The sequence below is a fragment of the Acinetobacter sp. KB005 genome, from assembly GCF_049949095.1.
In the GTDB taxonomy this organism is placed as follows: domain Bacteria; phylum Pseudomonadota; class Gammaproteobacteria; order Pseudomonadales; family Moraxellaceae; genus Acinetobacter; species Acinetobacter calcoaceticus.
The window spans coordinates 2,758,150-2,772,934 of the sequence record NZ_CP188191.1; the positions used below are offsets into that span (position 1 = coordinate 2,758,150).

Sequence of the window (14,785 nt, forward strand, 5' to 3'; positions counted from 1 at the left end):
TCTTTTAAATTATGGCTTAATTTTCTTGTAACTTAGGATCTTGGAATCCTGTTTCACGCATATCTTGAGAGTTGAATAAGAACATAAATCCTACCGCAAAGCTTAATATACCAAAGAAGAGGATACTTCCTGATATTGGTAAAAACCGAGTTAAAAGTCCTAAAGTTGTTGTGGCAATAGAATCTCCCAAAGCATCTTGAGCAAGCCAGATTGCATTAATACGTCCTAAATATTCATCAGGCGTATGTCCTTGCACAATGCTGTATTGAAGCAAGTTTGCAATCGACATCAAATATCCGAAAACGCATAAAATTGGCAAGGTCACGAGTAACCAAGGTGAAAGCCCAATCATAATCATGCAACTAAAAACACCTAAGCACGTATAGAGCATGACTAAGCCTGGTCGCAGTAACCGTGTTGTCCAGCCACTGAGTAAGGCACCTAAAGTCGAACCTAAAGGCACTGCTGAATACATAAGACCGAGCTCAAATGCACCGCCGTGAAAGATTTCATCTGCCATTTGCGGAAAAATAATGCGAATAGCACTGCTAAAGCTAAGCAATGTTCCAATTAAAATGGTGCTACCAACCACTTTGTTTTTAAAAACGAATTTAAACCCTTGGACTAATTGGCGAAGAGGACTCTCACCATTAGCTGCATGTTGTGGCTTAAGAGCAGGTAGCCCCATCAATAAAAACACAGTGAGTAAAGTACCCACCGTTGAGACCCAATACACGGTTGCTACACCACTGAACGCAATTAAAATACCGCCGATTGCTGGTGAAATAACGGTAGCAAGTCGTACGGATACCATGCTAATTGCACGAGCTTGTACAATATTCTCACGCCCTACAATCACAGGCATGATTGACATCATTGCTGTTACACCCAGTGCACCAAAGAAGCCGTCCCATGCCGATAAAAAATAAATAGCATAGAGCGAAGGGTGCTCAAACATGGCATTGATCGCAAGCCCCGCAAAACCTAAACCACAAACACTACGGGCCAATAAAATGAGCCATTTTCGATCTTTTCGATCTGACAACAAACCACCGAGTAACAAACCAATAAACATGGCAACGCCTTCAAAGGCCATTGCAACAGCAACGTTTAACGAACTACCAGTTAAGTCATAGACTTGTTTGGGAATGGCAACCACGAGCATGCCAATGGTTAGAAGTGACAACGTGCGGGCAATAAAGACATGTCGAAAATGAGCATTACGTTTTAAAAGACTGAAATCGGTCAATATTGATTTAAAACTCATGGCATTTGCTCCTCTAAACCGCGCGCCTGACAAATCATGCGATTTAAAATTGGGCCAAGGGTTTCAAGCTGCTGTGGAGATAATAAATCGGTATGGTCTGCATTACTTAGTCGAACAATATTGAGCTTTTTAACTAAAGGTGACCATTGTTGTTCTGGTTGGATATATGGAAGTAAATCTTTTTCAGCAACAACCAAGTGTAGCTCACCGTTAAAACGTGGCATTTTATAAGGTTTTAGTAAACGTACTGCATCACGATAGTTTGCAAAAATATCCTCTTGTAAACGGCGTGTTTCTTCGTTTAGCACCGTATCTGCATCAGCTAAAATATCATTGAAGAATTGAAGTTGTTCCTGTTCAGCTTCAGCATTCATTTCTTCTACAGATAAATCTAACCACTGATGAATTTCGGCAGGGTAAGTGTCTAACAAGCCCAGAAAATCAACCTGTTCACCTTGTTCAGTTAACTTTGCTGCAACCGCATAGGCTACAGTGCCACCAAGTGAATAACCTAATAAGGTATAAGGTCCTGTCGGTTGTTGCTTACGAATAATCTCAAGTTGTTTTTCAACCAACTCATCCATATCAGTGCTATTTGCCAATAGGCCATCTGGTCGAGGTGACTGCAACCCGATAATTGGTAAGTCAGAATGCAGATAACGATTAAGCACAGTGTATTGCCATGCCGAACCAGAACCAGGGAAGAAACAGAATAATGGATGCCCAGAGCCAGAACGGATTGGTAAAACAGGTTGCATACCAGTTTGTTCAACTTCTTCCAAACGTTCTTGTGTAAGAAGCAAAGCCGCTAAACGCTGAATCGTGACATGACTCATTAACTGACCAATTGGAATGGTCCGCTTAAATACTTTTCGGATTTCAATTGCAAGCTTCATGACCAAAATGGAATGTCCACCAATGGCAAAGAAATCTTCATTTACACCAATATTTTGTTCTGTATTTAAAACTTGTTGGAAAATACGTGTCAGTTCATGTTCAAAGCCAGTTGTGGCGTACTGTTTTTCTGTGTTTGAAGTATCAAGTTGTGGTCGTGGTAGTGCTTTACGATCTAGCTTACCATTATGACTTAATGGGAATTTCTCAACTAATACATAGTGGGTAGGCACCATATATGTAGGAAGCTGTTTAGCTAAGCGTTTTTTCAATTGATCAAAATCAACAGATGTCGCTGTTTGCAAGTAAGCAACCAGTTGAACGTCTGCTTTATTTTGCTCATAAACAATAGGGTGGACAATCACATCATCTAACCCACTGGCTAAACGCAGCTGTTGCTCAATTTCACCAAGCTCAATCCGTTGACCCCGTATTTTTAGCTGATCATCTGCACGGCCTATATATTGAATACTGCCATCTGCGTGCCAACGAGCAACATCTCCGGTGCGATACATTCTTTGACCTGCAACAAACGGGTTTGCCACAAAACGAGTTGCTGTTAAGTCTGCACGATGTAAATACCCCATGGCGAGTTGGTGACCTGCTAAATAAAGCTCACCGTCCACTCCAACAGGTACTGGACGTAAGTATTGATCTAAAATATAAAGCTGCGTATTCCAAACCGGATAACCAATCGCAATGCTATTTTCTTCAGGATTTAGTACTTGTGTTGCATCCATATAACTCACATCTACAGCCGCTTCCGTTGGGCCATATAAGTTGTGTAGCTCACAGCTAAAGTGCTCAGTAAATGATTTTGCTAAAGCAGTTGGTAATGCCTCACCACTACAGAACACTCGGCGGATTGGTAAACTTTGACGCTGAGCAAGAGACAAAATCTCGGTAGCAGCATTTTCAAAAACAGCCAGCATTGATGGTACAAAATGTAATGTGGTTACCTGATATTTTTGAATGAGATTTAATAATGCCAACGGGTCACGGTGTGCATCCACAGGTGCCATAGCTAATCGAGCACCGACCAGATACGACCAGAAAAACTCCCATACAGAAACGTCAAAAGTACATGGCGTTTTTTGCAAAATCGTATCGGCTGCTGACAGTGGATACTCTGATTGCATCCATAAAATACGGTTCACAATGGCTTGGTGAGAAACCATGACACCTTTTGGCTGGCCTGTTGTACCTGAGGTATAAATTAAATATGCTGGATGCTGTGGGGTAATGACTGTAGTTTTATAGCTGCTTAAATCAACTTTGGTTTCATCAAACAGTTGATCGAAAGCAAAGGTGGCTATTGATGGTTGAGCAATAGCGGTTAGATCTTTTTGTTCACCAATCAAAATTTTAGATTTTGCATCTTGCAACATAAACTTGATACGTTCAGTCGGGTGTTGCAAATCGAGTGGCAAGTACGCTGCACCTGCTTCAACCACCGCTAAAATAGCAATACTCAGTTTGACCGATCTTGGTAGGGCAACGGCAACAATATCTCCAGCCTGTACACCTGCAAGTTGCAATTGTTGTGCTAAAGCACAAACTTGAAAACGTACTTCACTAAAACTGAGCTGATGAGTTTCATCACATAAGGCCGTTTGTTCAGGAGTAATTCGAGCTTGCTCTCTGAGTAACTGCTGTAATGTTGTTGGGCGAACATAATATTGAGTTTGATTCGTTTTCTGGATTAATTCACGTTCTTCGGCCAGTTGTAAGCGATAGTGACCTAGAGAAGTCTCTGGTTCATTTAATGCAATTTCAATAAATTGAACCATTCGCTGTAGGAAATGTTCAGGCTGATCAATTACACCACGTTGCTCAAGTAGTAATTCAATTTGATGATCAGGGATGACCAACAAGGCAAGTGGATAATGGCTATAACCGCGATTTGTGAGCTTTGAAATCGCAGCATCGCCAAGTTTTTGCTGTAAATATTGGTTATCAGGATAGTTTTCTACAACTAACAAACTATCGAAAAGATTGCCTTGCTCCATTAATTGCTGAATTGCACCCAGTCCTAAACCATCGTGTTCTAAATGTTCAACATGCAATTGCTGTAACTGAGCTAATTGTTCCCAAAGTGTTTGCTGCATATTCAACTGTACGCGTACAGGAATCGTATTTAAAAACAATCCAATCTGCTGCTCTAAGCCATTGATTGGCGCTGAACGCCCAGAAACAGGTGTGCCAAACACAATGTCTTCACGATGAGCATAAATATTTAAAGTCATTGCCCAAATCATTTGCATGAAGACATTCAGTGTGATGCCTTGTTGGCGTAATTTGTGTTGAAGTTTCGCACCCAACTCAGTACTTAAACGATATGAAGTTTCCTGTACGAATTGCTGTGGTTGATTAAATAAAATAAGTGGCTGCAAATCAGCTAAATCACGTTGCCATATTACTTTTGACGTTTCATGGTCACGTCCAGATAAAGCTTTAATCACCGTTTCATAACTATATTCAAGCACTGGCAGTTGTTGGTTAGTTTGCTGATAGGCTTTAATAAAGTCTTGTAAGAACAGTGGAGTTGACCAGCCATCGGTTAGCAGGTGATGCACCATAATCAATAGTTCTGATTGTTCAGGAGCATGTTGAATTAAAGTTGCCCTAATCAGACCATAGGGTTGGTCAAGGTGAATCGGTTGTTGTAATACCTCTTGAATGGTTTGCTCAAGCAAATCGGGAGTGACCGAACAAAACTGAACTGGCCAAGCTTGAGTAGGGTGTAATGAATAGATAAAAACAGGTTCTTCAGCTAATTCGCTATCAAAATGTCCACCTAATTGAGGGTGACGTTTTAATACGGTAATCAACGCTTGCTGCAAACGTACCGGATCAATGTCTCCATTTAAGCTAAGACGAGTAAAGGCATTATAATTCGATTTATTTTCTACTTGAGATAAGAACAGCATGCCTTTTTGCAAAGGAAGCAAAGGTAAAATCGTGCTATTTTTTCCATATTTTTCTTGAACTTTTTGTTCTAGGTCTGCTGAAAATAAAGGTTTTGAAATGGCCGTTTGTTGCTCATCTAAACGTGTCAGATGGGGTACCAGAGCAGCAACTGTTTTGAATTGGAATACATCACTTGGTCTTAAGCTGTAACCGTGCTGCCGTAGTTGAGTACACACCATGATGGCAGAAATGCTATCACCACCTGTCATAAAGAAGTCGTCATCAATCCCAATAGTATCTAGTTTGAGCACAGATGCGACGATCTGACATAAAAACTTCTGTTCAGGTGTTTCTGCCATACGACCATGACTGCGAACCTTCGGACACGGTAGGGCTTTTTTATCAACCTTACCACTTACATTTCGGGGAAATTCAGCCATGACTGTGAGGGCTGAAGGCACCATATATTCAGGTAAGTTTTGACGTAACTGACTTAAATATTGCTGACTTAACTGCTCACTTATTTTTTCATCGAGTTCAATGTCTTTGACCACACAGTAACCAAGCAAACGATGGCTGTTATTAATTGGCTCTGCAATGACGACAACACTTTCAATATTTGGTAAAACGGAAAGCGCATTTTCTACTTCACCAATTTCAACCCGATAACCACGAATTTTAATCTGGTCATCACAGCGCCCCATAAACTCAAGCTTGCCAGCCGTATTCCAACGCACTAAATCACCTGTACGATACATGCGCTGTCCATGTTCAAATGGATTGGCAACAAAACGAGCAGCACTTAGGTCAGCACGACCTAAATAACCATTAGCAATACCAAAGCCAGAAATATAAAGCTCACCAATCACACCAGTGGCACATCGCTGTAAATGTCGATCAAGCACATAGGCCTGTGTATTACCAATTGGGTTACCAATCACCGGACGTGATGTGTGCTTTAATTCTGCACGGAAAGTATCAACCGTATACTCTGTTGGGCCATATAAGTTATGTGCAAAAAGATCTGGCTGAGCATTAAGCTGTTGCCATAAAGCTAAAGGCGCAGCTTCACCACCAATTAAAATCAGGCTTGGGTGATGCTTACCATCTGCAAATAAGCCATTGGTAATCATTTGCGCGCAAAAAGACGGCGGTAAATCTAATGTATCGATTTGTCGTTGCTGAATTTCCTGAACTAAGCCAAATGCATCGCGGCGCATGTTTTCATCAAAAATATGTAGCTCTTGTCCCCATAACATCCAGAAAACTTGCAACCAAGATGAGTCGAAAGAAAAAGAATGTGTATGTGCTGCGCGTAATGGACGATCAGGAAAACGCTGCTCTACAGCATTAAGTACAGGCCAATAAATTGTAGGTTTATGCGATAAAATCAGGTTAAGTAAAGAACCATGTGTATTCATCACACCTTTAGGACGACCAGTACTTCCTGAGGTAAAAATTACATAAGCGACGTCTTGGAAATCAAATTTACGATTTTCGGCAGGAATATCACGCGCATCTTGCTTCTGAATTTGTGTTTGGACGTCTTCATTATCAAGATATAACTGCTGAATATTTTGAGGCAATTGGGTTGAAAGTGCCTGTGTTGTAAGAACAAACAATGGGTTGGCATCTTCACACATCATTTGCATACGATCGATTGGGTAATCTAAATCGAGTGGTAAGAAGCTTGCACCCGAATTTAATACCGATAGCATCACAACAACTGAATCGATAGAACGGGGAATAGCACCAGCAATAACTGTGTGTTTCTTTGCGCCATTTTCCTGTAAAAAACGGGTAAGTTGGTTCACCCGAATTGCAAGTTCAGAAAAACTAAGTTGTTGTAGATGCGGACGTTCACCACTAATAATTGCAATACGTTCCGGATACTTTTGAACTTGTTCATAGAAGATATCTAGAACATTATTATATTGTTCAGGATGGTTAACGCGAGGGCCTATGCCACTTTTTGTGAGCGCACTAAGTTCTTGTGGTGTAGTAATATTAAAACTGCTACATGGATGCTCTGGTTGTAATAAAGTCTGCTCTAATAGCAGCGTTATACGTTGACCATGCATGAGTAACTCATCTTGAGTATAACGCTGTGCATCCGCACGTAATTCGATAATGAGTTCATGATCTTGAACAATAAAAGAAAACTCAAAATCATCAATTGGTCCTGTTGAGATATGATGTGTTTTGACCTTTTCACCATCTAACACCAAGTCTTGATCAAAAGCTTTATAGTTTAAAATAGGACCATACATTCGTTCATGAATGTCAATACTGTTTAAATCTCTTAAAATTTGTTCAGCATCGTATTTTTGATGTAGTCGAACTTGTTGTAATTGTTTTTGAACATGTTGAGCCAAACTAATCCAACTGTCTTTTTCAGCAACATTAAACTTCACAGGCAGTACATTTACTGTCGGTAATGTTGAGCGAATCGCCTTTGAGCCTAAACGGCGCATAAATGGAATACCGTTAACCAACTCGGCTTTATCTGTCATTTTGTAAATATAATGTAATGACAATGACATCATCATGTCATTCAAAGCTAATTTAGATTGCGCAGCTAAGGTCTGAATCTGCTCTAAAATTCCTGTAGAAAAACGCAGCTGATGCTTAACAAATTGGGCTGTTGTTTTCGAGGCTAAGTGGTGTGTACTTAGACTAATAGGACTTGGTAAGTCTTCACAGTAAGCCTTCCAAAAAGCTTGGTCTATCTTAAATTGATGGCTATTTTCATAAGCCTGACGCTCTAAGATGACATCATTAACATCAATAAAAGGTGAAGAGCTAAGGTCTTTTCCTGCTTGTAATTGTTGATATAAGTCAACAATTCGTTTTGTGAGATTAATCATGCTAAAACCGTCAAGCATGATGTGATGATAGCGCTGATACCAATACACTTTGTCGTGTGTAGTAAACAGTACTTGACGGAAGAGTTGAGATTCACCAGCTTTAAGCGATTTAGCGCATTGGCGGTCAGATGGCATCCAATCCCATAAGCGTTGCTGAGCTTTTTGAGGGGTTAAATGGCAAAAATCAAATTCTTCGATTCGAATCTGTACTTGGTTATTAAGCTCAATAAATGGTTCTGCCGGATCCGATGAATATGAAGCAATCACAGTGTCAGCTTCATTTAACCCCATTTGAATTGCTTGCTTAAATATTGAAATATCAATAGATTTTGGTAACTCTAAGCAGTGTGCAATCGTATATAAATCTTCAATAGAACTTAAATGATCGGCAAGAAAAATACCAAGCTGGGTAGAGGCCAATTCAAAACGAGCTGGTTGTGAAATATCGGAAGTAAATTCATTATTTAATGCCTGATTCATGACAATACTCCTTTACGCTTGCTGAAAGGGGTTAATCGCAACCCAGTGCTTTTCTACATACGCAATACACGAAGCCCGTGTATCTGGACCATGTTGAACATCCCAACCTGATGGCACCTGATGTTGGGCCGGCCATAAACTGAACTCACCTTGCTGATTTTTTAAAACCTGAAAAGACAAACTTTCATTATCGAAAGGATTAATATAGTTTTCCTGTAAGTTGCTCATGATATTGTTATCCTTGATGAAACAAATGGTTATAGTGAAAGAATTTTTTGCAATGCCTTAAGCAAGTCAGCACGCCAGTTCACCGCATCGTGGCCGCCTGAAAAAGTTCGAAAACTCACTTGATTGAATGATTGCAATTGTTGATAAAGCTGGTGGGCATCGTCCCGCATATCGGTTTCATACGTGCCTGCACTGATATAAATTTGAGTTGTTTTTGGTAATGGATGAGATAAATTTAGTAGTTCTAAAAAGTTACCCGTATGGTTTCGTCCCAACGCGCTGTTAGAAAAATCTGACCACCAATAAGATCCAGATTGCAAAATCAGCGATGTAAAAACTTTTGGGAAAAGCAGTGCGCTATGCAAAGCGCATAAACCACCTAAACTTTGACCGCATAAGGTAATGTTCATTGTTGAAATAAATGAATATTGTTCTAAAAGAATTTCTAATAATTCGTTTACAAGCGCCTGACTAAATACATCATGGCAACCATAATCTTGTCGACGCTGTTGACTATTTAAACTATGGATAAATACGTATGCAGCTGGACGGATCTTTTTTAAATTGGTTAAATCTCGAATCTCGGAAAGAATCGAAAGCTCTCGACTCCAGACTTGGCCATCAAGAAAAATAACGAGTGGTAATGTTTTTTGAACGGCCTGACCACTAATAAAAACATCAACTAAATAGTCTTGTTGACATAACACGCTTGACCACTGAAATGTCTTTGTAATAGGGCAAAGGGTGGTGGGTAATTGTTTTGTCTTTTCGAGTTGAACTTGATTGATGTAACGAGCCAAGTGTCCGCTGTAAAACTGCTGATGACTTAATGAATCAATCTGAGCATTCTGTTTAAGCTGGGTTTGCCACCATGAGCGTCGCGTTGCCGCACAGTTTTTTTGTGGTGCTTCCTCACTCGCTGTAACTACAACATAACTACCAGCCCAAGCCACAGGGAGTTCTATTTCAAAAAAGTACACATCTGTCCCAGCTATATGGCTAAAACGATTCCACTTTTGATAGATAGATGGGCTTTGAGAATAGACATCGATATAAACGAAGCAACGCCCTTCGTGCTTGGGTTTGCGCCAAATAAAAGTGCAAGAAGTTTTATTATTTGTTTGCACAGTAACAAGGGGAGTACCTAATTTTTTAACGGTATTCCACCAAGTTTCACATCCAACATTTGATTGTTGAAATAGTGGATGTAAAGGATGAGAAAATGGCTTCATTTTGAGTCCATCTCGACAAGAAAGCGCGGTCAAATTATCAGAATGATTCTCATTAGTAAATGAAAACAATTATCATTATAATCAATAAAAAAAGATGAGTTTTATTAATATCAATTAAAAACAATAATTTAGGTTGATAATATGGTTAATAAATAACTTAATTTAGATTGTAATCTTATGTTTGATATTTATCGCTCTTGATAATAATGATAATTATTTGCAATTATGTTGCGCAATTTAGTGATCAAATCAGACGGGAGTAAGAACATGAGCTCTACCATCGTAGTCACAGGTGCTGCAAGAGGTATCGGAGCTGCTATTGCAAAGCAATTATTGCAACAAGGGTATCAAGTGATCGGTATTGATCAGCAGGAAAACCCAGAACAATGGGAAATCAGCAAAAACCTGACATCAGATGAATGTTTACGTTGGCAAGGCATTTCACAGGACATTACACAGCAACAAGCCACTCAAAAGCTTATTGCCGATCTTTTAGAAAAGCACAACATTACAGGTTTAGTGAACGCAGCAGGTGTCTTGATTATGCGTTCTATGCTTGAAGCAAAAACAGAAGACTGGGAAACACTTTTTGCGGTAAATGTCATGGCTCCTATTGCGATTAGTCAACAACTGGCCAAACATTTTTGTGAGAAAAAACAGGGAAGTATTGTCACGATTAGCTCAAATAGTTCACGTATGCCACGGATACAACTTGGCATGTATGCAACTAGTAAAGCTGCGCTCAGCCACTACTGCCGTAATCTTGCACTTGAAATCGCACCTCATCAGGTACGACTCAACATTGTTTCACCTGGCTCAACTTTAACTCAAATGCAGCAGCAGTTATGGACGGACAATACACCGCCACCCGCGGTAATTGATGGCGATTTAAGCCAATACCGGACAGGCATTCCTTTACGAAAATTAGCCCAGCCTGAAGACATTGCAAATACGGTCAGCTTTTTACTTTCCGATCAGGCAGCACAAATTACCATGCAAGAAATTGTGGTTGATGGGGGAGCCACTTTAGGCGTTTAAACATTCATTACAACAAAATAACGGTATAAGGAGTCACGAGATGTCGGCACAGCATCCGTATTTTATCCAACGAGAAAATTTTACTGAAAGCCATGTTGCACTTGCTCAAGAGGTTCTAAAGTGTGGACATGATGCGGGTTTTATTTTTACCACACCAGAATACACAATCAATAGTCATCAGAAATTACAAGACATTCAGGTCGCTAAAAATAGCCTTTTAAAAGATTGGCTACAAGAAGCTCGGATTCAACTACAGCAAGCGATTACCGACGGTTATAAAGACGTCAAGATTATGGGCGGACTGCCGTTTTGCTCGGCAGCAGATGTCAATTTAATGCTCATGCAAAATGCAAAAATATGTCAGAAGGTCCTCTATGCACAATCTGATATAGATCTTAATTCTTTAAGATTAAATAAGGCTGATTATTTCCCATTAGGTGAACATTATCAGCAGCAAGTTGAATATCTAGTTCAGCAAATGCAGGCAAAGAAACTGGATAAAGCTGTTCTAGCCCGCATTTTACAACTTGAATTTGAACAAAATATTCCAGTCTCAGACTTATTTTTCAATTTAGCCAAACATAATCCTGAAGGTTATAACTATGCAGTCGCAAGGCATCCTCAAAGTGAAGGTTGGTTTGTTGGTGCAAGTCCAGAACTATTAATTGCAAAGCAAAATACAAAAATCTGGAGTAAACCCGTTGCGGGCACATTGGCTCGTGATGATGATCCGACCATAGACCAAAACAATGCTAGAGCATTGCTTGCCTCACAAAAAGATCAACATGAACATGCACTTGTGATTGAAATGATTGCAGATGAACTCACACCTTTTTGTAAGCAATTACATGTACCGAAGCAACCATCCCTCATTCGTACCAAACGCCTTTGGCACTTAGCATCACACATTACTGGTGAACTTAAGCAAGCTGATATTCATGTTTTTGACTTAATTGAACGCTTACACCCAACACCTGCAATTTGTGGGGAGCCTAGTCCAATTGCCAAAGAACTAATTCAGCAACTTGAACCATTTAACCGTGAATTATTTGCAGGGACCATGGGGTGGGCAGATGAAAAAGGTAATGGTGAATGGTCGGTGACTGTCCGTTGTGCCCGAATTTATCAGAATATTGCGCGTTTATTTGCCGGTGCAGGCATTGTGGAGGCTTCTCGTCCGCAAGCTGAACATGCTGAAACTGCCGCAAAATTTCGTACTGTGCTGGACGGATTCCAGATTTCACCAAACCAATTGCCAATTCAGGGATCAAACATATGACAACACAAGTTTATCTAGACGGTGCCGTGCCATATCCAGCAGAGTTCGCTGAGATTTACCGTAAAAAAGGTTATTGGATTGGGCAAAACTTGAGTGATTTCTTGCGTGAAAGTGCTCAAAAGTACCAGAAAAATATTGCAATTTATGATGGTGAAAAAGCCGTTACTTACTCTGAATTCGATTATTTAGTCGATTGCTGTGCCAGCCATTTATATCAACACGGCTTACGTGCGGGCGACAAGGCAGTTGTACAAATGCCGAACCACTATCAGTTTTACGTTTTATTTTTTGCACTTATTCGGCTTGGTGCACTACCGATAATGTCTTTACCTGCACATCGCTATGCAGAACTCAGCAGTTTTTTCAAACAAACTCAAGCAAAAGCTTATTTCTGTGCTGATTTTGGTGCACAAAAATTTGACTACCGAGAGCTTGCCGAAAGGCTTCAGCAAACAGCTTCTTGCTTACGACATGTATTTGTACTTGGAAATGCAGGTAACTTTGTTGCCATTCAAGACCTATTTAAAGAAACCAATATTTTGGATGAAGCCATCTCGCCGACTACGGCAGATCAGGTTGCTTTTTTACAACTTTCTGGTGGAAGTACCGGGGTTCCTAAACTGATTCCACGTACCCATGATGACTACCTCTACAGTGTTCGTGAGAGTGCCAAAATCTGTTGTCTGGACCAGTCATCACGCTTACTCATGGTTTTACCTGCGGCACATAACTTCTCAATGAGCTCAGCTGGTTCTTTAGGTATTTTTTACGCAGGCGGAGCGGTTGTTTTAGGAACTGATCCAAGTCCTGATACGGCATTTCCAATAATAGAAAAACATGGAGTTACGGATGCCTGCCTAGTTCCAGCATTAGTTCGACCTTGGATGGATAAAGCTGCAAAAGATCAAGACCCAATCTTATCGACATTGCGTTGCTTACAAGTTGGTGGGGCGCGATTACCTGATGCAGTGGCTTCACGTTTAATTGATGAGTTTAAGGTCAATCTGCAACAAGTCTTTGGAATGGCTGAAGGGCTTGTGAACTACACCCGTTTTGATATGACGAAAGACCAAACCATCCATACACAAGGTTTAAAAATTTCTGAAGATGATGAAATTTTAGTACTAGATGATAACGATCAACCAGTAGAAGCTGGGCAAGTGGGGCATTTGCTTACACGAGGCCCATATACCATTCGCGGTTATTACCAAGCACCAGAGCACAATGAGCGTTCTTTTACTCCCGACGGTTTTTATCGTACTGGCGATTTAGTTCGTATTCGTGAAGATGGCTGCATTGTTGTCGAAGGCCGTTCTAAAGAACAAATTAATCGTGCTGGGGAAAAGATTGCGACCGAAGAAGTTGAACAAGCTCTACTAACCCATCCACAAATTCGTTTAGCGGCATTAGTTGCTATGCCAGATGAGGTCATGGGTGAAAAAAGCTGTGCCTTTGTTGCATGGCAATCTCAAAGCGATGATCCAAGTCAAATTCGTCTTGCGATGTCAGTACGCCAGCACCTTAAAGACTATGGACTTGCGACCTACAAAATTCCAGATCGCGTGGAATTTATCGAGCAATTTCCATATACAGCCTTTGGAAAAATCGACAAAAAACGATTGCGTCAACAACTTGAAACTAAAACCAATGTTCTTGCTTAAAGATAAAAAAGGAAAAATTTGATGAGTATTCCAAAGATTGCCAGTTACAGCATGCCACAAGCGCATGAATTTACGGCGAATAAAACACATTGGCAGTTGCATACCAACCGCGCTGTTTTATTAGTGCATGATATGCAGCAATATTTTTTAGACTTTTATGATCAGACCCAAGAACCAATTCCAGAATTGATTAAAAATACCAAAGAACTGATTGAAACTGCACGCAAGTTTAATATCCCTGTGGTCTATACAGCCCAGCCTGGTAACCAGACGCCAGAACATCGCCAGTTACTAACTGATTTCTGGGGAACTGGTCTAAAAGACGATCCGGAAATCACTCAAATTTTGCCGGAAATTACGCCTAAAAAAAATGATACTGTTTTAACAAAATGGCGATATAGCGCATTTAAATTTTCTCCACTCGAGCAACTCATGCGTGAGTCAAACCGAGATCAGCTCATTATTTGTGGTGTTTATGCTCATATTGGCTGCCTCATGAGCGCAGCAGAGGCATTTATGCTGAACATTCAACCATTTTTATGTGGAGATGCACTTGCTGACTTTAGCCGTGAAGAACACGATATGGCTTTGAAATATGCAAGTACACGTTGTGGGCAAGTCATGACGACTCAACAAGTCACTCGTGCTTGGGAACTTGAACAAGCCGCATCACCGTTAACCCAAGAAGGTATTGTCTTGGCAGTGAGTGAACAGCTTCAGATTCCTGCATCAGACATTCAGTTAAATGATGATTTACTCATGCTTGGGCTTGATTCAGTTCGCCTCATGACACTGGTAGGTAAATGGCAAGCTTATGGTGCACAGGTCAGCTTTGAAGATTTAGCCGAACAACCAACTCTAGAAGTGTGGATTGATAAGCTAGTCGCTTAAATTCAAAGAATAAAAAAATGGCAGATTTAATATCTGCC

At 40.4% G+C, this 14,785-nt stretch carries 8 protein-coding genes and 1 pseudogene; 5 read left to right on the top strand and 4 right to left on the bottom strand.

Annotated elements, in window-relative coordinates:
* Nucleotides 1-16: 16 nt before the first annotated feature.
* From entS to fes, 4 genes are read right to left on the bottom strand one after another with little or no spacing between them, the layout of a single operon-like run.
* A complete protein-coding gene (gene entS / locus ACPF64_RS13275; RefSeq protein ID WP_426453790.1) occupies nt 17-1,267 on the bottom strand; it encodes an enterobactin transporter EntS in 1,251 nt (416 codons plus the stop codon).
* Nucleotides 1,264-8,418 (bottom strand): amino acid adenylation domain-containing protein, encoded by a 7,155-nt coding sequence (locus tag ACPF64_RS13280; RefSeq protein WP_426453792.1) that lies wholly within the window; start codon nt 8,416-8,418, stop codon nt 1,264-1,266. The genes entS and ACPF64_RS13280 overlap by 4 nt, the downstream gene beginning before the upstream one ends.
* Before the next feature lie 12 nt (nt 8,419-8,430).
* Nucleotides 8,431-8,646, bottom strand: coding sequence for an MbtH family protein (locus ACPF64_RS13285; protein ID WP_003651732.1), 216 nt, complete (start codon nt 8,644-8,646; stop codon nt 8,431-8,433).
* 29 nt (nt 8,647-8,675) lie between these two features.
* Nucleotides 8,676-9,878: an enterochelin esterase gene (fes, locus tag ACPF64_RS13290; protein ID WP_426453795.1), complete on the bottom strand. Its 1,203-nt coding sequence runs from the start codon at nt 9,876-9,878 to the stop codon at nt 8,676-8,678.
* Nucleotides 9,879-10,145: 267 nt separating this feature from the next.
* On the opposite strand from fes, the gene ACPF64_RS13295 reads away from it, so the two are divergent.
* The 5 genes and pseudogenes from ACPF64_RS13295 (at nt 10,146) to ACPF64_RS13315 (ending at nt 14,747) form a co-directional block, all read left to right on the top strand.
* Nucleotides 10,146-10,916: an SDR family oxidoreductase gene (locus ACPF64_RS13295; protein ID WP_045432415.1), complete on the top strand. Its 771-nt coding sequence runs from the start codon at nt 10,146-10,148 to the stop codon at nt 10,914-10,916.
* Between the two features lie 40 nt (nt 10,917-10,956).
* A complete protein-coding gene (locus tag ACPF64_RS13300; RefSeq protein WP_426453798.1) occupies nt 10,957-12,195 on the top strand; it encodes an isochorismate synthase in 1,239 nt (412 codons plus the stop codon).
* Entirely contained in the window at nt 12,192-13,856 is a 1,665-nt protein-coding gene (locus tag ACPF64_RS13305; protein ID WP_426453800.1) for a (2,3-dihydroxybenzoyl)adenylate synthase, read from the top strand. Before ACPF64_RS13300 ends, ACPF64_RS13305 begins: the two co-directional genes overlap by 4 nt.
* 21 nt (nt 13,857-13,877) lie before the next feature.
* Nucleotides 13,878-14,528 (top strand): annotated as a pseudogene (locus ACPF64_RS13310) (isochorismatase family protein); the annotation flags it as partial.
* A gap of 30 nt (nt 14,529-14,558) precedes the next feature.
* Complete coding sequence (locus tag ACPF64_RS13315; protein ID WP_235823111.1) at nt 14,559-14,747, top strand: phosphopantetheine-binding protein; 189 nt, start codon at nt 14,559-14,561, stop codon at nt 14,745-14,747.
* The last annotated feature ends 38 nt before the right edge of the window (nt 14,748-14,785 follow it).

Coding starts and splice junctions, on each gene's coding strand:
- entS (WP_426453790.1), bottom strand. CDS start 1,267: ATGAGTTTTAAATCAATATTGACCGATTTCAGTCTTTTAAAACGTAAT.
- ACPF64_RS13280 (WP_426453792.1), bottom strand. CDS start 8,418: ATGAATCAGGCATTAAATAATGAATTTACTTCCGATATTTCACAACCA.
- ACPF64_RS13285 (WP_003651732.1), bottom strand. CDS start 8,646: ATGAGCAACTTACAGGAAAACTATATTAATCCTTTCGATAATGAAAGT.
- fes (WP_426453795.1), bottom strand. CDS start 9,878: ATGAAGCCATTTTCTCATCCTTTACATCCACTATTTCAACAATCAAAT.
- ACPF64_RS13295 (WP_045432415.1), top strand. CDS start 10,146: ATGAGCTCTACCATCGTAGTCACAGGTGCTGCAAGAGGTATCGGAGCT.
- ACPF64_RS13300 (WP_426453798.1), top strand. CDS start 10,957: ATGTCGGCACAGCATCCGTATTTTATCCAACGAGAAAATTTTACTGAA.
- ACPF64_RS13305 (WP_426453800.1), top strand. CDS start 12,192: ATGACAACACAAGTTTATCTAGACGGTGCCGTGCCATATCCAGCAGAG.